Source organism: Paenibacillus forsythiae T98 (assembly GCF_000520735.1).
Lineage (GTDB): Bacteria > Bacillota > Bacilli > Paenibacillales > Paenibacillaceae > Paenibacillus_AQ > Paenibacillus_AQ forsythiae.
Genome location: NZ_ASSC01000572.1, coordinates 1 through 21,401 on the forward strand (window position 1 = coordinate 1; position 21,401 = coordinate 21,401).

The window sequence follows — 21,401 nt, forward strand, 5'->3', positions numbered from 1 at the left end:
GCAGGAGACACCCTGGATCATCTCCTATGCCGGCCAGTTTAAAGAATTTACGACGCTGATTCTGCTGGGCACGTCGGTGCTCGCCCTGTTCACGGGCGGACTGTTCGACGGCCTCGCCATGGGCGCCGTACTGCTCGCGAACGCGGCGATCGGCACGTTCCAGGAGCGAAAAGCCGAGCGGGTCGTTGAAAGCTTGAACCAGTTCCAGCCTCCGGACTGCAAGGTTATCCGTGGCGGTACGGAACAAAGTATAAGCGCGGTCGACCTTGTGCCGGGAGACATCGTAAGCCTTGAGCCGGGCGACCGGGTGCCTGCCGATATTCGCCTCGTTCGCGCGTGGAATCTCGAAGTGAACGAATCGGCGTTAACCGGCGAGTCAGTCCCTGTCATGAAGAAGGAAACCGAGGCCGATGGAGATTGCCCGCTGCCGGAGCGCAGCTGCATGCTGTATATGGGCACCGATATCTCCCGGGGGAAAGCCTTGGGCGTCGTTGTCCAAACCGGCATGGATACGGAATTCGGCCACCTGATGTCGCTGCTCAAAACCAATGAGAAGACGACCACGCCGCTTCAGGAAAAGACGACGTCCATCAGCAAGAAATTTATCAAATGGGCATTTATCGCCGGAAGTATCGTTTTTGTTTCCGGGCTGCTTCGCGGCGTACCGTTTAATCAGCTGGTGAGCACCTCGATCACGTTGATCGCCTCGGCGATTCCCGAGGGGCTCCCGGTTACAATTACGATTGCGCTCAGTGCCGGCATATACCGCATGTCCAGAAAGCATGCGCTCGTCCGCAAGCTGTCGGCTCTGGAGACACTGGGCCATGCGACCATCATCTGTACGGATAAGACCGGGACGCTGACGAAAAATGAAATGACGGTCAAGCAGGTCGCCGCCGTTGGCCGCGCCTGGGAGGTATCCGGCAGCGGATATGATCCGGAGGGAGGTTTCAGGGAAAAGAGCCCGGCAGAGGGCGGCTCCGGCTTGCCGGATAAGGCGGCGGACGAAAGCTCCGTCACGCAGCCGGAGCTGCAGCGAATTCTGCAGATTGCCTGCTTGTGCAATAACAGCAAATTGATAAAGCAGGGGGACAACTGGTCGATGCAAGGCGATCCGACGGAGGGCGCGCTGTTGGCGATGGCCTATAAAGGCGGGGTCAAGCCGGAGCGGCTCACCCACTGGCATCGCGGCACGGAGATGCCTTTTGACTCCGGCACGGGAAAAATGAGCGTAGTGTGCAAAGACGCTACGTCCGGGCATGCTTGTTACATTTTCTCCAAGGGCTCCGTAGAATCGATTCTCCGCCGCTGCAGCAGGTATCAGCAGAACGGCGAAGTGTACCCGGTCACTGATCAGATTCGGGCGGATATCCTGAAGGAAAGCGAACAACTCGCCTCCAGCGCTCTGCGAGTGCTAGGCTTCGCTTACCGTCCACTTCAAGCAGGCGAGCATGACCAGCAGGCAGACCTCGACGAGCGGGATATGATCTACGTCGGCATGGCCGGCATGATCGACCCGCCGAAGGCCGATGTGCGGGCAAGCATCGAAGAGGCGCTCTCCCTTGGCGTGAAGCCTGTCATGATTACCGGGGATCATCCGATCACGGCAATCGCCATCGCCGGGCAAATCGGGATAACGGACGGCGGTCGGCCGGGCCAAGTGCTCACGGGTCACGAGCTTGACCGCATGAGCGACGAGGAGCTTGAGCGGTCTGTCGACGGGGTGTCCATCTTTGCCCGAATGACGCCGGAGCACAAGCTGCGCATCGTCGGCATGCTGCGCCAAAAAGGGCATATCGTCGCCATGACCGGGGATGGCGTGAATGACAGTCCCGCAATCAAGCGGGCGGACGTCGGGATCGCGATGGGGCGGGCCGGCACGGAGGTCAGCAAAGCCACCGCCGACATCGTGCTGAAAGAAGACCACTTCGGCTCGATCGTGGACGGGGTCAAGGAGGGCCGTACGATTATCGGCAATATCCGCAAGGCGCTTGGCTGTCTGCTTACCGGCAATCTCGCGGAAATTCTTGTAACCAGCGTTGCGGTCATTGCCGGTATGCCCATTCCGCTTGTGCCGATTCAAATTCTGCTGATGAACATGCTGACGGATGCGCTGCCAGCTATGATACTGGCGGTCAACCCGGGCAGCAAAGCGAAGCGGACGAAACGGACGAATATCGTGGATAAATCGCTCTACCGCAAAGTAATCACGCGCGGAGTTCTGCTCGGCGCCGGGTCGCTCGCTCTGTTCGGCATGGCGCTTGCCTCCGGACAGCCGGTATCCGTGGCGCAAAGCATCGCTTTCGCGACGCTGGTGGCAGGTCAGCTGATCCAAACGTTCACCTGGCGGCAGGAGGACACGGAGCAAACCGTGGGCGATTGGAGTAAAGACCGCTTCCTCGTCGGGGCGTTGAGCATCTCCTGGCTCGCCCTGCTGGGCGCACTGTATGTGCCTCAGCTCAACGTTTTTTTCCACACCGCGCCAATCGCTCTGCATCACTGGGGGCCAATTTTGCTCGTCGCAGGTTCAATTTCCCGGCTCTCCACGCCGATCCTGTCCTTTCTGGAGAAGAAGGACGAGGCGGCGAGCGCGGCAGCCCTCTCCTGTTCTGCGGCCTAGCCGCGGGATAGGACTTACATATCCATTTAAGAGGAGGTTATCCGAACATGCTGGAAAAAAACACGGAGAAGCTTGTCGTGGGCACTGCGCTTGCTTTTGCAGCCTCCACGCTCTGGCCGATTGTAAAAAACACCTTGAAGCCGCTCGCAGCAACCGGAGTGCAAGGCGCCACAGGCTTGACGGGCCGTATCCAATACGTACTCCAGGTAGCTCGGGACGAAATCGAAGACATTGTCGCCGAAGCTCAATTCGAACGGATGAGAAAACAGCTCGACCGGGACATCTCCGCAGAACCCCCTTCATTCGAAGAGACAGGAGGCTCAGTGCATGTCAAATCAAACGATTGATCAGCATCTTCAGGAAGCGCTGGCGCATTTGGAGCAGGCCATCAACCAAAGCATACATGGCGTGATGGACAATCAAGCCTCCAGCAAGGAGATCGGCGGCAAGTGGGAGCAATTTTTAGGGGAGTTCTACGGCATGGTTAAGGACAAGGGAAAAAAATCGCGAATCAACCTGCTCAGTTGGATCTCTTTTGCCAAGATCCGCTGACATGCGTGAGCAGATCAAGCTTCCGGCGATCGTTTCTCCAGAAGTTGATCCTTTCAGTATTTCGAAAAAAGAGACCGTTTCCTCATAAAAAATTGGAAACTGTCTCTTTTGGACGATCTTTTAAGGTGCCCCGGGAATGTGCTATCTTTCCATAAAAACGATTTTATTGAATGCAGCCTCTTGCGGTAATCGTAAAGATCTTCTCAACTCTTCCGTCTCTAATCCCATAGGCTTTATTGTACAGGTTAACTGTAGGGCATACATGATTGGGGTAAATTTCAATCCGATCACCCAGATTCAAGGAGCCTCCCGGACGGATAACGGCATGTTCATCCGAGAGCTTCCTGATCAGTAAATCAGGAAGAGCTTTGATTGCTCCAAAGCCCTCTGTTTTTAATACTCCACTCGATCTCTGATCAATGGACATTGATTTGGCTCCTGCGTCGGCAACGACTTGTTCTTCGCCTTTCTTGGAGGTAACGGTTGACAAAATGGTAGCCGCGCAACGATTAATGTCGCCTAGGTAATACGCATGTCCCGCATCGTAAAATACATAAGTTCCCGGTCTGGCTTCCGTGATCCCCGGCAGAAATTCCCCGGTTAGTTGCCCCAATGTGCAGCCTATACTGATTTCGCACAAGATTCCCCATTTTGCCTCGATCTGTTTCCCGGTTTCGATCGCCTGCCTTTGCGTATCCAGAGCAATTTGCTTCATTTCTTCCTTATCCGCCGCATTATAGGTGTGACCTTCATGTGTAAATATTCCTGCTAGCTTTACTTGTGGGAATCGGTGCACGATCTCTCCTGCCAGCGCCACCGCTTCCCCCGGCTCCACACCACAGCGATGCATTCCCGTATCCAATTCAATCATCACTTCAACCGGTATTTGCTTCCCGAAGCAGCGGACCATCTGTTCTACATGAAATATCGAATCAACAGCCAACCGAACCTTCGCTTTCTCGGCAAGCGAGCGCAAACGGGCCATTTTAAGTTCTCCAACAATTTCGGTCGCAATAAAAATGTCCGTTATTCCGGCCTCCGCCATCGCTTCCGCTTCGCCAAGCTTGGCCACAGTAATGCCTTGGGCGCCGTATTCTAACTGCAAACGGGCTATATCCGCCATCTTATGGGTTTTGGTGTGGGGTCTTAATTTGACTCCTGCGGAATCGACAAGGGCCTGCATCTCCTTCAGATTTCGCTCCATCCGATCCAGATCAATAAGAAGAGAGGGGGTATCCAGTTCTTCCGCCTTCATTCCAATCATTCCTTTAGCCTCCTTCATTTCATTTTATCAAACGAATTTGGACTTAAATGCCTCATACACAAAAGATGCGACTTCAAGATCTTGAACCGAAAGCCCTGTTGAATCGAATAAAGTAATCTCCCCTTCGTTCTCCCGGCCTTTCTTGTTGTTGTTTACGATTTCCCCAATCTCCGCATAAAGCTCTTCACGTGTGATTCCATGTTGAAATTCTCCCATGATCGAACTTTGCACCCACAGATCACATACCATTTTGTCCGGCTTTCTATCGATTACAAGTTCCCGCTTCCCTCTGGTGTCGCTCCCTATGGCGTTGATATGCGCTCCATCCTTAACCCATGACGTATGCAAGACAGGCGCATAAGACGGGGTCGTCGTCACGATAATGTCCGATTGCCCGGCCAACTCCTGCGGAGATGGACAGATTGCAGCCGAATAGCCTTTTTCGATGATTTCCTTGGCCAGTAATTCCTCCTTCCCCTCCGTCTTGCCGTATATGAGCACTTGCTCCACGGGAAAAGTGGCAAGCAGCCCTTCCAGCTGCGTTCTTGCTTGAGTACCTGCTCCAATGATCCCTATAATTTTGCTATCCTTCCGGGCCAGACTCTTGGCGGCAACGGCTCCGGCGGCTCCCGTGCGCACAGCCGTCAAATAGTTGGCGCTTAATGCGCATAACGGCTCGCCACTTTCCGCGTCAAACAGCATCATCGTTGATTGGTGATTCATCTTTCCTTTGGCTGCATTGCCTAACCAAAAACCGCCGGCCTTGAGTCCGATATATTTCTTTGCTATGAGATACGAGGATTTGATGCCGAAGATCCCTTGATACTCCTTTATTTCTTCTCTTACCGCAGGAAAGATCATACTTTGAGCAGCGTTCAGCTCGGAATAAGCCTTTTCGGTTAAATGAATGGCATCCTGTAAGGTTAACAAGCTTTTGACATCACTTTCGCTAATGATCATCACTTGGTCATTCATCGTCCTTTCCTTTAATTTCTAATCTCAAACGCTTGCTCCAAATCAGCAATCAGATCCTCCGTATCCTCAATGCCGCATGAAATCCGAACCAAGCCGTCGGGTATTCCCATAGCCTGTCTCTCTTCAGGTGTGCATTCCACATGACTGGTTGTTCTGGCCGGCCCGTATGTTGTCTCGACCGCACCGAGGTTTGCCGCCCGGTTCGCATACTGCAGCTTCGGCAGCATAATCTTTACGGCATCCATGCCGCCTTTCAGAGAAAAGCTGAGCATTCCGCCGAAGCCTCTCATTTGCCGCTTGGCGATATCATGGTGTGCATGCGTGGGCAGACCCGGATAGTAAACGTTCTCCACCTCCGCCCTGGTCTGGAGATACTCTGCAATGGCCATGGCATTGATTTCCTGCTGCCGGACACGAAGCTTGAGCGTCTTCATCCCGCGGAGAAGCAAATATGCCGCCCACGGGTCCATGGTCGCTCCGTTAATTTCGCGATAGTGATAGATGCGCTTGACCAGATCGCTGGAACCGCAGACCACGCCGCCCAGCGCATCGGCATGGCCGCCGAGAAACTTGGTGGCGCTGTGAAGCACCAGATCGGCGCCGAGCTGAAGAGGGTTCTGGTTAATCGGGGTGGCGAAGGTGTTATCGACAACGACAAGAGCTCCCGCAGCTTGGCCGGCATCAGCCATCCTTTGAATGTCCGTTATTTTGACAGTCGGGTTGGTCGGCGTTTCCAGATACAAGATTTGGCACGGTTCCTTTAATGCCGACTCGATGGCCTCATGATCGCCGGTTTCGCACAATGCAACGTCAATTCCCATACGCGGTAAAAACTCGGTAAAAATCTTGTTGGTTCCGCCGTAGGTGTCCTTGATGGATACAATTCGGTCCCCCGGCTTCAGAAACGTGTAAAGCGTGTTGCTGATTGCCGCCATGCCGGTTGAAAAGCTGGTTGCCGCCTCTGCCCCCTCAAGGATCCTCACCTTATCCTCAAATGCTTGCACAGTCGGGTTCGTATTTCTTCCATAAATATGACCTTTCTTCTTTTCGGTTGCCACATCATACCACTCGTCCAGGTCGTCATAGCCGTAAGCCACACTCACTATAACCGGCACCTGGGTAGCCCCGTGAACAAGATACGGCTCTTCGCCTGCCCATACCGCTTTCGTTGAAGCCTGAACGTCATCAAATGATTTTGTCATGCTTTCTCCTCCTGCTATACTGCATAAATATCGTCCGTGCTTTAGCCTTTCATTGTCGCTTATAAATATTGATCAAACCAACCGGTTATATAAGTTAAATGGCTTATTCGAAGAGAAGGCTTCCCGCTTCTCCAGTAACTATGATCGGATTCAGGAAAGCGGACGAACCTCACCGTTTTCCGCTGTCTCCTCAGAGCGATAAACAATTGCTCCGATTGCTCAATTGGACAACGTAAATCCTGTTCGCCGTGCAGGAGGAGCAGCGGAGTCTCTATCTGATCCGCGAAGGCTAACGGCGACCGCTTCCATAATTCATCAACGTTTTGAAGGCTCCCTTTCAATTGCGTTTCGATTAAATAATAGCCTTCATCACTAACTCCATGCTGACTGATCCAGTTCGTGATGGGGCGCTGGGCAACAGCGGCTTTGAAGCGGTTTGTATGACCGATAATCCAGCTCGTCATAAAGCCTCCATAGCTTCCGCCAGTTACTCCCAGCCGGTCGGGATCAATACAATCATAACGGTCAAGCGCATAATCGACAGCATCCATGATATCCTCATAATCCTTGCCCCCGTTATCGCCTCGAACGGCATTGGCAAATTGCTGACCGTAGCCAAGGCTTCCTCTCGGATTGATAAACAGGAGGGCATACCCCTTTGCAACATGGGTCTGAAACTCATGGTAATACGTATTGGAGTACATGGAATGAGGACCGCCATGGATTTCAACAATAAGCGGAACCTTATGTCCTTCATGAACAGCAGCCGGTTTCATGATCCAGCCGTTCAGCTCCCACCCGTCTCTGGATGGAAGCTGAATCGGTTCCGCATCCGTCAGCTCAACTTGTTCCATGAACGCTCCGTTTACATGGGTAATCTGATCCAGCTTGCCCGTTCCCGTATCCAGAACAAATAACTCGCCGGGAACAGCGGGCTTGCTTAGGGCGACAACAGCCCGTTCCGATTTCCCGCCCGTTGACAAGCCGTATACATGCTGGCGGCCTGAAAGCACAGATTCGATTTGACCCTCAACCGTTCCACGGTAGACGAGGATGCTTCCGCGGTTTGTCGCTGCAAAATAGAAACTGCGACTGTCTTCACACCAAAGTATGCCAGGTCGAACTATATCTTGCTGTAAATCTCCCAATCCATAGTCTCCAATATTTATATCCAACCCCGCTGTCAGACAAGTCAATTTCTTTTCCGAAATGTCAAACATCCATATTTTTGAGAACGTAGCATATTCACATTCTTTTTCATGCCCGATGATTGCGATCCTCTCTCCATCCGGAGACCAGACGGCACTGCTGAAGATGCCCCTTCGATTGGTAAGATTAATGACTTCTTTTGTATCCAGATGATACAATAGAATATCCTGAACAAATGAAAAGTCGGGATCGTCGCTTAAATCCGCAGCCATCGCGATATATTTGCCATCCGGCGACCAGCTCAGGAGCTGATAATCATGTTCTCCATTTGTCAGCTGCACCTTTTTGCCGGATGCGATATCCACTACGGCGATGTGGTTATATCTTCCATCCCATAAACCCTTCCCCTCGAATTTATACTTCATTCGTTCGACTTCCAGCGGAACAAGCTTCTCCTGCTTCGGCTTCTTGTCTTCCCGTCCTTGCAAGGAGTCCTCTTGTCCTAAAGCCATCTGAAAGGCAATCCGAGTGCCGTCCGGCGACCATACCGGACTACTGGCGCCATTCGGATGGAAGGTCAGCTGCTGCGCTTCTCCTCCGCTTGTATTGATCATAAAAATTTGATTTTTTCCGCTTCGGCCGGAGATAAACGCAATAGACTGACCATCCGGTGACCAGCGTGGAGAGAAATTGCGATGTTTACCAAACGTCCACTGTACGGGCTCGCTCTTCTGATCGATTTCCGTAAAATAAATATTCGAGCTGAACGTATCATTTTCATGATCAATTTCGGTTATGACAAACAGGCACTTCTTCCCGTCAGGGGCCACTTGCGGATCGACCACTGACTTCAATCTATAGAGATCCTCAGCTTGTACCTTTCTTTTCCCTGACATGGGATTCACCCTCCTATATCCGCGTCAGCATTCGCATGCCGGCTAAAGCCGCCCATGCGTTGTCTTCATCTCTGAAAAAGAAGCGGATCGGATACTCGCTTTTTTGGGTGACTAGCGTACGGTTGTCGCTCGCCCTGAGTTCGAAATATTTGCCCTCCCAATCCGCTTTCGGCTTGCCGTCCTCCAGATAAATGCGCAAATATCCGCCTTCTGCCGACGTATAAGTGCCGACTAACCGCTCAAGTTCCTCCAAAGCGGCCTCATAAACCGGCTCGACAGCGCTTTTCTGTTCCAACGGGAACCCTAGAGCGGTATTTACGGCCGCCAGCCAAATTTCATCGGCAGAAATGCCATAAACGTTCATTAAGACAGCCGCAACGATTCCCTCTTCAGGCACAAACCCGAAATGGGCAGATACTCCGTACATTCCGCCCGAATGGCCGATCAGGGTTACACCCGAATAATCGGGGATAATATCCAAAGCGAGGCCATAATACCCATTCCGGTCTGTCTGGTGCACAGGCTGCCACATTTCTGCCAGGGAATCCTTGCTCACATCGAATCGGTAAAGACCGGCGCTTTCACCGACAAATACTTGGCCGTATCGCAGCAAATCCCGCACATTGGAGCGCAGTCCTCCTCCGACTTCGTAGTTTCCGATTCGAGGCCACGGCACTTCTTCCAGGCTCTTCGTCTGACTGTTTTTAATATAGGGGACGGATACATTTTTATATTTTGCCACTTCTTCCAGGTTGAAGGTCGACCGGTGCATCTGCAGCGGCTCCAATATGCTGTCCGTAACATATCTTCGGTAAAGACGTCCGGTCAGCCGTTCAATAATCGCACCGAGCAAAAGAAACGTATCGTTACAATAGCTGAAATACTCTCCCGGTTTGCCCAGCAGCTCATACTCTGCGTTCGCAATATACGAAAGATGTTCGTCAAATTGATTCAATTCCTCCCTGCGAAGCATCGGCGGCAAACCGGTCGTATGCGTAAGCAAATGAATAATTTTCACACTCTCCGGATCTTCCAGTCCGCGCAGCGTGAACTCCGGAAGATGCTTCACCACGGGATCATCCAGTGACAGCTTCTTTTCGCCGGCCAGCTTCATGATCGCCATGGCCGTGAACGACTTCGTTACGGAACCGACTCCAATGAGCGTATCGGGGGTAACCGGTTCACTTGTCTTCAAATCGCGAATGCCAAACCCTTTTTCATAGATGACGTTCCCATGACGGGAAACCGCAATGGCCAGTCCAGGTATCTGCTTTTCTTCCATTCTTGCCGCTGCATAGTCTTCAAAGGCCGACCAGTTTATTCCGGACATGCGACAACCTCCTTCGATCCATATAGATGACATCTAACGTAATGATACGGAGCCGCTTCCGTAAACTGAGGCTGCACCGTACTGCATATGTCCATCACTTTCGGACAGCGTGTATGAAAGCGGCAGCCGCTTGGAGGAGTGATCGGATTTGGAACGTCTCCTTGTAAAACAATTCTTTCTCTCGAAAGCTCCAGCCGCGGATCGGGAATCGGAATGGCGGACAGCAATGCCTCCGTATACGGATGAAGGGGCCGCCTGTACAGCTCTTCGCTGTGGACAAGCTCCATCAGCTGTCCCAGGTACATGACGGCTATCCTGTCACTGATATACTTGACCATGGATAGATCGTGGGCGATAAACAAATAGGTCAATTGCTTCTCTCTTTGCAGTTGCTTAAGCAAGTTAACAATTTGCGCCTGAATGGATACATCCAGCGCGGCAATCGGTTCATCGGCCACGATGAACTGCGGCTCGACCGCCAGGGCGCGGGCAATGCCGATCCGCTGGCGCTGACCGCCGCTGAATTCATGCGGATAGCGGTTAACATGTTTCGGGCTTAACCCCACCAGTTCCAGCAGCTCAATCACCCTTCTTCGGCGCTCCTCTTTCAAAAGGCCGGGTCTATGGACGATCAGACCTTCCGAGATGATTTCCATCACCGTCATTCTGGCATTTAACGAAGAATACGGATCTTGATAAATCATTTGCATCTTCCGCGTATATTCTCTCCGCTCTGTTACTCCGGCGTTTGAATTGAGCTTTTGCCCATCGAAGATGATTTCTCCGCTATCGGGTTCATAGAGTTGTATCAGCGTACGGCCCAACGTTGATTTTCCGCAGCCCGATTCACCTACCAAACCGAGCGTTTCCCCTCTATGAATGTGAAAGCTGACGTCGTCTATAGCCTGCAGCATTTTGTTTTTGCCGACCGGAAAATGCTTTTTGAGATGATTGACCTCAATCAGAACACTGCTCTTATCCATGATCGCTCACCTCCCTGCACTCTCGGACAAGCCGGTCCCTATGGTTCGCTCTTTCATCAAGAAGCCAGCATTTGGCCATATGCCCGTTGTGCGTTTCTTTAGGCAGAGGGAAAAAAGCATTACACACTTTCATGACATGAGCACATCTCGGCGCAAATGGACAGCCCCGCTGTGGATGACTCAGATCGGGCGGAAAGCCGGGAATGGGAATGAGGGGTTCGTCGCGCGGCGCATCCAGTCTGGGCATGGATTGAAGCAGTCCCCGCGTATAAGGATGCATAGGGCGGTAGAAAATGTCTTCGACCGGCCCCGTTTCAACGATCTCCCCGGCATACATGACGGCAACTTTTTGCGCCATCTTGGCAACAACGCCCAAATCATGCGTGATCAGAATAATTGCTGTTCCCGTCTTCTTCTGCAGGTTCCGCATCAGATCCATAATTTGCGCTTGAATGGTCACATCGAGCGCCGTCGTAGGTTCATCCGCAATCAGTATTTTCGGATCACACGCCAGCGCCATTGCAATGACGACCCTCTGTCTCATTCCGCCGGAAAATTGATGCGGATAAGTGTTCACCCGCTCCTCCGCATTTGGAATGCCTACCATTTGCAGCATTTCAACCGCTTTTTGCGCGGCTTTCGCTTTTGAAACTTTCCGGTGCCGGTACAGCCCTTCCATCAATTGCTTGCCGATCGTCATCGTGGGGTTTAATGAGGTCATGGGGTCCTGGAATACCATCGAAATTTCCGCGCCGCGCAAGGCCTGCATTTTGCGGAGGGAAAATTCCAGGATGTTCTTACCTTCGTATATGATCTTTCCCGCGCGTTTGCTCGCGATCTGCTTTGGCAATAGACCCAGGATTGATTTCGCCGTTACGGATTTGCCGGAGCCGGACTCTCCCACGATGGCCAGTGTTTCGCCCTTTTGCAAGGAAAAGCTGACCCCTCTTACGGCATCAACGATTCCGCTTTGCGTATGAAAAGAAACCTCCAGGTTATCAACGGCAAGGATCGGTCTATTCATTAAAGTCTCCTCATCATTTCTTCGTTTTCGGGTCCAGCGCATCACGGAGCCCGTCCGCGAGCAGGTTGAAACAGATCAGAATCAAACTAATCATCACAGCCGGAATCACAAGTTTATAGGGGAACATGCGCATCTGCTTGAACCCGTCGTTAATGAGAACACCCAATGACGCAAGCGGAGCTTGCAAGCCCAAACCGATGAAGCTTAAAAATGCCTCAAAGAAGATTGCCGTCGGAAGGTCAAACATGACGTTAACGACAATAGGACCCATTGCATTAGGCAGCAAATGCTTCCAAATAATGCGGCTGTTTGACACACCCAGCGTTCTTGCAGCCAACACAAATTCCTGCACCTTTAATTTCAAGATCTGACCGCGAACGATCCGCGCCATACCGACCCATCCTGTAATGATCATGGCCAATGTGATAGACAATATCCCCGGTTCCAGTATGATCGCGAACAAGACGATCACAATCAAGCTCGGAATCCCCATCAAAATTTCAATGATCCGTTCCATCGCACTGTCCACTCTTCCGCCGTAATAGGCCGATAATCCGCCGTACAATACACCGATGAACAAATCCAGCAGGGCGGCAATCAGAGCGATGAACAGCGATATTTGCATACCTTTCCACACCCGCGTCCACAGATCCCGGCCGAACTCATCGGTGCCGAACCAATAGGCTGTATCTACGTTCCGCTGTTGATACACGTCTGTGTCCTGGCGGTCCTTTCCGTCAAAGCCGAGCCACTGCAACCCGGGAATTTTGGGCGGCAAATTGGAATGAGCCAAATTCTGTTCATCGTACGAGTATTTGCTCATGGCCGGCCCAACGATGGCGATCGACGCCATGATCAGGATCAGAATGGCGGAAAGAACAACTCCTTTGCTTGCCCGCAACCTCCTGAACGCATCTTTCCAGGGAGAGCTTGAAGGGGTGGAAGCTTCTTCGCTCCGGCTTTCGCGGACCAGCTCTGGTACAAACAGGTCTTCAATGATGTCGTCAGGAACCGTTTCCGGGATTTTCATCATGCTCATGTGCGTCCCCCCTCTGTTTCACGAATACGCGGATCCAGTATGCCGTAGAGAACGTCAACCACAAAGACGGTCAGAATGAACAACGCGCTGTAAAAAAGCGTGACGCCCATGATGACGCTGTAATCTTTCGACATAATAGAGAGAATAAATTGTTCTCCCAGTCCCGGAACGGAAAAAATCTTCTCCACCACGAGTGTCCCGGTAATAATTCCTACCGCAAGCGGACCCATCATCGTGACGACGGGAATCAAGGAATTGCGGAGTACATGTCTCATTACAACTCCCCATTCGGTAACTCCTTTCGCCCGGGCGGTCATAATATATTCCTGGCCCAACACTTCGAGCATTTCACCCCGAATGAACCGCGCCACTGTTGCGATGACAATTACGGACAGCGCAAGCGAAGGCAGCAGCGATGAGGTGTAGCTTTCCCACAATCCGGGGGGCAGCCACTTCAGTTTTACCCCGATGTAATACTGCAAAAGGGAGGCCAATACGAAGGAAGGGATGGACATGCCCAGTACAGCCAACGTTACCGATCCGTAATCAAACAGCGTATTTGGCTTTAATGCCGAAATGATGCCTAACGCCAGACCGATAAACGACCCAAAGATCAGCGCTTGAAACCCGATCAGGGCTGACGGTCCAATCCGCTCCAATATGATTTGGGAAACAGGGCGTCCCTTGTAATGCAAGGAGACGCCCAAATCGCCCTGAATCAGATTCCCCATATAGCGGGCATATTGAATCGGCACCGGCTGATCGAGTCCGTATTTTTGGTTCATCATAGCGATTTGCTGCTCGCTTAGTTTATCGGGATTGCTGTAAGGCGTGCCAGGCAGCAATTTCATCAAAAAAAAGGTTGCCGTCGCAATAATGAACAGCGTTGTCACCATGATTCCAAATCGTTTCAACAAAAACCGTATCATCCCGACACCTCCAACATCTCGCTGCTCCTTGCTGCAAGTCTTATTCGATATAGGCCCACTTCAAGGAGTACTCTATTCCGCTGTAATGCTCGATTAACCCTTTGACATTGCTGCGCTTTAATATTAAATTGCCAAATTGAATCAAAGGCACGAGCGCCGCATCTTCTTTAATGAGTATTTTCTCCAGCTCGAGCAACATGTCATAACGCTTCTTCGGATCTGTTTCCATGGTGGACTTTGCAAACAACTCATCATAGGACGGATTGGAATACTTCATTCGATTGGCCGCCCTGCCTGTAACCCACATATCCAGAAAAGCCGTCGGATCATTGTAATCGGCTCCCCATGTGGATAACGACATTTCATATTCAAACGCTTTTTCCTGCTTTACCCGTTGTTGGTGCGGAACAGTCTTCAATTTCAATGTAAGTCCCGGCAAATCTTTCTCGAGCTGCGCCTTTAAAAATTCCGCCGTTTTCTTGGACCAATCTACGTCCGAAAAAATCAAGGTCGGTTCCAGTTTCGTTTGCCCGATTTCCGACAAGCCTTTTTGCCATAATGCCTGAGCCTCTTCCTTCGTATCCTTGCTCAGATCGCCGTTTACATCCCGGAAATACATGTTATCCGGCGATATGGCAAAATTGGCCGGCACGATTCCATAGGACGGGATTGTTCCGTCATTTAACACAATGCTTGTCAAACTTTCCCGATCCACAGCCATGCTGATCGCACGTCTTATATTTTCATTCTTGAACGGGGCAAAATCAGGATTCAACCGTATGAAGCTGTTGGAAGTTGTCGCCATCTTGATGAAATGTTCCGATCCCTCGTAACCCGTCACATCGAATGGGCTCAGATTAACGGCACGATCCACCTTTCCCGTGTCAAACAGGTTAACCGCAGCCGAACCCTCTTTTACGACAAATACATTGATCTCTTCCAGCTTGACATTTTCGGCGTCCCAGTAACGATCATTTTTTTTGTACTGCCAGCTCTGGTCATGCTTCCAGTCAGTCATGACAAACGGTCCATTGGACAACACTTTATCGTACTCAAGCCCATATTTTTCACCGGCTTGCTCAACGAATTTCTGGTTATGCGGCATGAAAATCGGCAGCGCCAACAGCATTTCCAACATTGGACTAGGAACGGACAATTTTACCTCCAGCGTCTTATCATCAATAGCCTTGACTCCCAGATCGTCAGGCTTCATTTCTCCATCCAGGATTTTATTCACGTTAAGCAAAGAAGCTAATTCAAAAAGCGATATATAAGGCCCTTTCTCTTGCATCACCCGTTTCCAGCCATATTCAAAATCATGCGCTGTAACCGGATCACCGTTCGACCATTGGGCATCGCGAAGAATAAAGGTGTGCGTCAATCCGTCCTCGCTCACTTTATACTCCTGGGCAAGGGCCAATTCTGGCTGATCCTTGTCATTATACCGGAACAGTCCGTCAAAGAGGCTGTTCATTGCGTTCGCTGAGACCGCGCTCATATCCTTCGCGACATCCAGCGTCGATATTTCATCGCCTTCAATCATATTCAAAATCTGTTTTGGAGCAGCGTCCGAACCCGCTCCATCTTCAGCACCTGTGGAACTCGAATTATTACCGGACGAACCAAAATTACAGCCAGAGAGTACAGTACCGCCGACAAGTACAACTATCATGAGACAGAGAATCAATCTCACTCTCAATTTTATCACTCCCGTTTTTTGAATTGTTTCAGCTTCTGCCAATCATTGGTCTGATACGATCAACTCGGCCAAGGTCCGAACCATGACTCCGGTCGCTCCCTTCCGAACGCAGCCTCGGTCCTCGCTTAGCCATCCGGTTCCTCCGATATCCAGATGCACCCAAGGCTTCTCCTCAGCGAACGTACCGATGAACAGTCCGGCGACAATCGCGTCTCCGCTCGACTGATCGAAATTTTTCAAATCGGCCGCGTCGCTGTCGAGCTTCTGAAGGTAGTGATCGTCCGTCGGCAGCGGCCAAATCCGTTCACCCGCCCGGCGTCCCGCCTCCAATACCTGCTGCTCCAGCGCTTCGTTATTGCTCACCAAACCCGTAATATGATCGCCGAAAGCGACCATAACCGCATAGGTCAACGTGGCCACGTCAACCAGCTTCGTCGCCCCCCGCTTGATTGCCGTTGTCATTGCATCTGCCAGCACGATACGGCCTTCGGCATCGGTATCAATGACTTCAACCGTTCGTCCGCTCATGGTAGTCAAGATGTCGCCCGGTCTGTAGGAACGATCCGAAGGCATATTCTCGGCCGCAGGTATGACGGCAACGACATTTACAGCCGGTCGCTCCTTTCCGATGATATGCATCGCACCCAGCACTGCGGCAGCACCGCCCATGTCCAGCATCATGTTCTCCATCTCATCGGATTTCTTCAGCGATAACCCTCCGGAATCGAAGGTGATGCCTTTGCCGATCAAGCCCCATACTTCATCGCGCTCCGGCGCCCCCCGATATTCCAGAACAATCATGCGCGGGGGATTGGTGCTTCCCTGGCCGACGGCCAGCAGACCGCCCATTCCTTGCTCGGCGGCAGCTGATTCGTCCATAATGGCGTATTCGAGGCCGAACTGCTTCGCAAGCCGGACGGCTTCCTCGGCCAGTCCTTGCGGATTCAGGCTGTTCCCCGGCAAATTCGTCAAATCCCTGGCGTAGCCGGTCGCTTCCGCAAACAGAATCCCGCGCGCCACCCCGCTCGTCCACGCACCCCTGAACGGTTCCCAATCGGCCGGTTCGCCCGATTCCGGAACCCATGTAACGGTTTGAACGGCATGACGCCGTTCTTGCTCTCTTTTTCTCGGCAGCCGCTTATGGAGCCATAACAGAAACCCTTCCGTAATCGCCTGAGCCGCCTGCCCGGGGCCGCATCCGCATGCGCCGTTAACGATGTCCTGCGGCAGCCTGATTTGAACATGTCCGGCTTTCAACCGTTCCACTTCTTTCGCAGCGGCCGCTCCCGCATTGCGCAAATGCTCCGTGCCATAGGGCGGCTTCCCCATCCCTATGAATACGGCATGATTCCCGGCAGCGAAGCCGAACGTCGGAATCACCTGTGTCTCCTGCGGCCGTGCTTTAAATATCGACTTGGCGTAATAGCCGAGTAATATCTCATCCACTTGAGGGTGGATCCAGCCGCCAGGACTTGGTGATGACAGTTCTTCCTCACGCACAAATACGACAAGAGCGTCTGCTTCTTCTCTGATCTGACCTGACGTTACGAATTCAAATTGCGTGTTTACCCGCTGCTCATTCATCTTCTCCATCCTCCTGCCTATCAATAATCCTCTGGCATATCCGTCATTATTGTGAATGTCCCGTCTTCTGATTACAGCTGCAACTGGCTGCGGTGATTAAAGAAGGTCCGGTATCCCAGCTGCAGAAACAGAAGAACCGACAAGGAAACACTGCCAACGATGCCAAGCATGATCGCGATTTGATATTCCACCGCGACTATGGGAGAGGTGCCTGATAAAATTTGACCTGTCATCATCCCCGGGAGTGAAATGATACCCATACCTACCATGGAGTTGATTGTCGGCATCATGGCGGCATCAAACGCCTGATTAACGATATCGCGAACTGCGGTCCGCGGTGTTGCGCCCAGCATGAGCGCCCCTTCAACCTTTGCTTTTTGAGATTGCATGTTTTCGATCATAGAATGGAGGCCGAGGGAGATCCCGGTCATCGAGTTACCGACGATCATGCCCGCTATCGGAATGACATACCGGGGATCATACCATGGCTTCATACCAATCACGACAAGAATAAAAGTGGAAAGACTGGCAATTATCCCGGAAATCATCGAGATCGCAATAATGCGCTTCATATTTTGGGATAATTTACCTCTTGCCTGTTTGAACACGGTGCGTATTGCGAAACCTAGCATAACAGCCAAAAGCAACAGGGTGAATACAGGATGAGAGTAATGAAACAAATACTCCAGCAGGTATCCGACCAGAATTAACTGGATAACCATACGGATGGAAGCGATCCATATTTCTTTCTCTCGCGGAATCCCCTTGATGCGTACAATTGCAATAAGCAGAAGCACGAACAAGTAAGCCGCCGCCAATTGCCAGAATGACAGGTCAATCGTTTCACTCATGGATGAAGCCTCCATTTATCTGTGGAATTCCATGCTTTACCTCAATGATGTAATCGGCGTATGTATCGGCGATTATTCGGGAATGCGTGATCATGACTAACATAATGCCATTCCGGCGGGAATGGGCGGTTAATCGCTGCATCAGCGTATCGGATGTAGCTTCATCCAATGCAGATGTCGGTTCGTCCAGCAGTAGAACTTCCGGGTTCATCAACACCGCCCTTGCCAGCGCCAAACGCTGTTTTTCCCCTCCCGAAAGATTGTCGGCAGCTTGAGACAGCTCTTTGTCCAAATGAAAGAGATACAAGGACTCCATCAGCTGTTCCCGGTTTGCGGACGGCTGGCCTGCAAGGAATCGTCCAATTTGCAAATTGTCCTCCACCGTTCCCTTGAACATTACGGGAGTCTGAGGCACCATTACCGCCTTACGCCTCCATTCGACGGGATTGACCTCATTCAAAGAAACGCCGTCAAACCAAATCTCACCTTCTTCAGGACTATCCAACAGATTGAGCAATCTTAACAGGGTCGTCTTCCCGCTTCCGCTTTCTCCTATGATGCAAGTGATCGCTTTCGCCGGTATGGTCAAATTCGGAACCCGCAAAACCCCGGCTTTCACCTCATGAAATCGAAACATCCATCAGAATCTCCTTTTCCAAAGCAGCAGGCTATTCGTTAGAATTGCCGTTCAATGCGGCATGCGATTTTATTTTTCCACATTGTGAAATTCGTTTCCAATATTTCTTTGAACTTCATGTTAGCTTATGTGATAGATTGCTGTCAACTACTTTTTCACAAGCCGTAAATGATCATAACAGGGCAATCCCGAATACTAAAATGATCATTAGATCCTTCCCATTATCTTCTTAATAGATTCTTGCAATATATCTAATAATTGATTAATCTGTTGCTCATTTATAATCAACGGCGGGCATATTGCGATGATATCAGTGTTGTTATACATGATCGGCCTGGTAATCAGACCATATTCAAAGGCTTGTTCTGTTATTTGGGAAGCAACTTTATGCGATGAAGAAAAGGCTTCCTTGCTTGTCTTGTCCTTAACAATTTCAATATGACCAAGCAGCCCTCTTGACATTACATTGCCAACGATATCTAATTCATTTTTAATTTTCTCTAAACCTTGTTGCAGCAAGATACCCATACCTGCGGCATTTTCGACCAACTTCTCGTTTGTTATGATCTCAATATTCTTGAGAGCGACTGCACAGGCCGCAGGATGACCGCTGTAGGTAAAGCCATGGGCAAAATTTTGATTGGAGTGCTCAACCAACTCTCTATAGATGCGCTCGCTAATGACAACACCGCCTAAAGGAATATATCCGCTGGTAACGCCCTTAGCAAAGGTTATCATATCCGGAACGACCCCTTCATGCTCAATCCCAAACCACTTGCCGGTCCTTCCAAATCCTGTAATCACTTCATCGGCTATCATTAAAATTCCGAATTTATCGCAGATTTTTCTTACAGCCTTTATATAATCGGGGGGAGGAATAATAACGCCGCCGGCTCCTTGAACAGGCTCTATAATGATTGCCGCAATGGTTTCCGCCCCTTCTTGTTCGATTAAATCGTATATACTTTCTATTGCACAATCTCCCTTGCACTCTGGTTTACACTCTTCGCAGCGATAGCTGTATGGTGCGGATGCATGGATAAATCCGGCTGCTAACGGCCCCCCCAATTCGCGAAAAATCGAAAGGCCGGTTGCACTTGTCGCTCCCATTGAAACTCCATGATAAGCCCGGTCTCTTGCAATAATCTTGAAGCGCTGCGATTGACCTTTTAGTTTAAAATAATGCCGGGCTATCTTGAAAGCTGAATCGTTGGATTCAGAACCGCCGGAAGTAAAGTGAACCACACTCAGATCTCCTGGTGCGAGTGAAGCTATCTTTTCGGCTAATTGCACAGCTGGTTTATGACTGAATCTGCTAAAGGAATGGGTATACGCCAATTTCTTCATTTGCTCACTGGCGGATTCGGCTAATTCTTTTCGACCATGTCCAACATTTACATTCCAAAGAGAGGATAGTCCATCTACATATTCCTTCCCGTCTGCATCATATATATAAATGCCTTCTCCTCTTTCCATGAACACTACAGGTCCTTTTTCATAGCTGTCTTTAATTGAACTTGAAGGGTGAAAAAAATGCTTTTTGTCCAATTCAATCCATGTTAATTTTTCAGAGACTTCCACGAAATTATTCCTCCTTAAGCCTGATAGGTTCTACTGATAAGTACGTTCACTTCACACCTTTGCTACTCGGCAGAAATGCCATTAAGCGCCACATGGGCCTTCCACATGTCAAGCAAGTTCGGCAATTGATCCTTGGGCGGCCATTTTTCCGGTTTCCAAATTCCGGCTTGATTGAACGCTCTCGGACAGTGAATAAAGCACTCTTCTACTTCCACAATTACACCCATACCGGTGGTCTTACCCTTCCACTGAAATTGCTTTAGCAATTCCTCGTTGCGCGTAATCCACGCCCGTCCGTTAATCCGCAACACATCATTCAAACCCGGGATGATGAAAATCATGCCGACTTGCGGGTTTTCCAATATATTGTTCAAGGAGTCCAAACGCCGGTTGCCCGGGCGGTCCGGAAAGATAAGCCTTTTCTCGTCCATCATTTTCACAAATCCGGGACCGTCGCCTCGCGGAGAGACATCGGCACGCCCGTTTAAAGAAGACGTAGAGATGAAGAAAAGAGGCGACATCGCCAAGTAGTTTTCAATGTGCGAGTCGATAAACGAAATGTTCTTGTTAACTACCGTCTCATGAGGCACTCCAACCATCTCGATCAATTCTTCTTTTGAAGTTATGATACCATCCTTCCATAACAATTCCATTTAGGTTCGCTCTCCTTCTCATGGTAACCACCTGCGACAATTGACCTCATCCTGGTGCTCAATACCGTACAGCAAGTCCAGGTTCGATGAGACAATGATGAAGAAGGCGGCGTTTGCAGCCGCCATTTCCTTCATCCCTTCACCTGCCGCATCCAGCAGCTATCGGCTATAAAGTCATTTCCGAGACGCACTTTTTCTCATCAGTGCAATAAAATACGGTGCTCCCAATAACGCCACCACGAGTCCGGAAGGGATTTCCTTGGGACTGAGCAGGAGCCGGCCGACCAGGTCCGCCGCCATAAGAAGCAACGCGCCTATCAACAGCGTCGCGGGCAACAGCCGCCGGTGGTTGTGGCCGATGAGAATTCGGGCTGCATGCGGTGCGATCAGGCCGACAAAACCAACCGTTCCGACCGTTGCTACCGCAGCGGCG

At 50.8% G+C, this 21,401-nt stretch carries 19 protein-coding genes; 3 read left to right on the forward strand and 16 right to left on the reverse strand.

All coding sequences use genetic code 11. The features are described 5' to 3' along the window. The 3 genes from L692_RS0117925 to L692_RS0117935 form a co-directional block, all read left to right on the forward strand. Window positions 1-2,620: cation-translocating P-type ATPase (locus L692_RS0117925; protein WP_025701473.1), on the forward strand; the 2,620-nt coding region annotated here is incomplete at its 5' end. A 47-nt stretch (window positions 2,621-2,667) separates the two neighbouring features. Then, a complete protein-coding gene (locus L692_RS29280) occupies window positions 2,668-2,967 on the forward strand; it encodes a hypothetical protein (protein WP_025701474.1) in 300 nt (99 codons plus the stop codon). Then, window positions 2,948-3,172 (forward strand): hypothetical protein, encoded by a 225-nt coding sequence (locus tag L692_RS0117935; RefSeq protein ID WP_025701475.1) that lies wholly within the window; start codon window positions 2,948-2,950, stop codon window positions 3,170-3,172. The genes L692_RS29280 and L692_RS0117935 overlap by 20 nt, the downstream gene beginning before the upstream one ends. Window positions 3,173-3,335: 163 nt before the next feature. Here L692_RS0117935 and L692_RS0117940 read toward each other — a convergent pair whose 3' ends face one another. The 16 genes from L692_RS0117940 to L692_RS0118015 all read right to left on the reverse strand — a co-directional run. Next, window positions 3,336-4,436 carry an alanine racemase gene (locus tag L692_RS0117940; RefSeq protein WP_051503529.1) on the reverse strand — a complete coding sequence of 367 codons (1,101 nt, stop codon included), beginning with the start codon at window positions 4,434-4,436 and terminating at the stop codon, window positions 3,336-3,338. Between the two features lie 27 nt (window positions 4,437-4,463). Next, window positions 4,464-5,411: an ornithine cyclodeaminase family protein gene (locus L692_RS0117945; protein ID WP_025701477.1), complete on the reverse strand. Its 948-nt coding sequence runs from the start codon at window positions 5,409-5,411 to the stop codon at window positions 4,464-4,466. Between the two features lie 11 nt (window positions 5,412-5,422). Beyond that, window positions 5,423-6,613 (reverse strand): cystathionine gamma-synthase family protein, encoded by a 1,191-nt coding sequence (locus L692_RS0117950; protein ID WP_025701478.1) that lies wholly within the window; start codon window positions 6,611-6,613, stop codon window positions 5,423-5,425. Window positions 6,614-6,672: 59 nt separating this feature from the next. Beyond that, the gene (locus L692_RS0117955) at window positions 6,673-8,658 is read right to left on the reverse strand and encodes a S9 family peptidase (RefSeq protein WP_025701479.1); all 1,986 of its coding nucleotides are present in this window, start codon (window positions 8,656-8,658) and stop codon (window positions 6,673-6,675) included. Window positions 8,659-8,671: 13 nt separating this feature from the next. Further along, the gene (locus L692_RS0117960) at window positions 8,672-9,988 is read right to left on the reverse strand and encodes a serine hydrolase domain-containing protein (protein ID WP_025701480.1); all 1,317 of its coding nucleotides are present in this window, start codon (window positions 9,986-9,988) and stop codon (window positions 8,672-8,674) included. Continuing rightward, window positions 9,976-10,971, reverse strand: a complete 996-nt coding sequence (locus L692_RS0117965) for an ABC transporter ATP-binding protein (RefSeq protein ID WP_036724328.1) — start codon at window positions 10,969-10,971, stop codon at window positions 9,976-9,978. Before L692_RS0117965 ends, L692_RS0117960 begins: the two co-directional genes overlap by 13 nt. Next, window positions 10,964-11,995: an ABC transporter ATP-binding protein gene (locus L692_RS0117970; protein WP_025701482.1), complete on the reverse strand. Its 1,032-nt coding sequence runs from the start codon at window positions 11,993-11,995 to the stop codon at window positions 10,964-10,966. Before L692_RS0117970 ends, L692_RS0117965 begins: the two co-directional genes overlap by 8 nt. Before the next feature lie 13 nt (window positions 11,996-12,008). Next, the gene (opp3C, locus tag L692_RS0117975; RefSeq protein WP_036724330.1) at window positions 12,009-13,034 is read right to left on the reverse strand and encodes an oligopeptide ABC transporter permease; all 1,026 of its coding nucleotides are present in this window, start codon (window positions 13,032-13,034) and stop codon (window positions 12,009-12,011) included. After that, entirely contained in the window at window positions 13,031-13,963 is a 933-nt protein-coding gene (locus tag L692_RS0117980; protein ID WP_025701484.1) for an ABC transporter permease, read from the reverse strand. Before L692_RS0117980 ends, opp3C begins: the two co-directional genes overlap by 4 nt. A gap of 40 nt (window positions 13,964-14,003) precedes the next feature. Further along, window positions 14,004-15,506, reverse strand: coding sequence for a peptide ABC transporter substrate-binding protein (locus L692_RS0117985; RefSeq protein ID WP_051503530.1), 1,503 nt, complete (start codon window positions 15,504-15,506; stop codon window positions 14,004-14,006). Window positions 15,507-15,704: 198 nt separating this feature from the next. Further along, window positions 15,705-17,246, reverse strand: coding sequence for a leucyl aminopeptidase (locus L692_RS0117990; protein WP_025701486.1), 1,542 nt, complete (start codon window positions 17,244-17,246; stop codon window positions 15,705-15,707). A 71-nt stretch (window positions 17,247-17,317) separates the two neighbouring features. Next, window positions 17,318-18,097 (reverse strand): ABC transporter permease, encoded by a 780-nt coding sequence (locus L692_RS0117995; protein WP_025701487.1) that lies wholly within the window; start codon window positions 18,095-18,097, stop codon window positions 17,318-17,320. Continuing rightward, complete coding sequence (locus L692_RS0118000; RefSeq protein ID WP_025701488.1) at window positions 18,090-18,734, reverse strand: ABC transporter ATP-binding protein; 645 nt, start codon at window positions 18,732-18,734, stop codon at window positions 18,090-18,092. Before L692_RS0118000 ends, L692_RS0117995 begins: the two co-directional genes overlap by 8 nt. 207 nt (window positions 18,735-18,941) lie before the next feature. Further along, window positions 18,942-20,315, reverse strand: a complete 1,374-nt coding sequence (locus L692_RS0118005; RefSeq protein WP_025701489.1) for an aminotransferase family protein — start codon at window positions 20,313-20,315, stop codon at window positions 18,942-18,944. A gap of 62 nt (window positions 20,316-20,377) precedes the next feature. Beyond that, window positions 20,378-20,968, reverse strand: coding sequence for an MSMEG_1061 family FMN-dependent PPOX-type flavoprotein (locus L692_RS0118010; RefSeq protein WP_025701490.1), 591 nt, complete (start codon window positions 20,966-20,968; stop codon window positions 20,378-20,380). Between the two features lie 174 nt (window positions 20,969-21,142). Continuing rightward, window positions 21,143-21,401, reverse strand: a 259-nt coding sequence (locus L692_RS0118015) for an iron chelate uptake ABC transporter family permease subunit (protein WP_025701491.1), incomplete at its 5' end; no start/stop codon positions are given.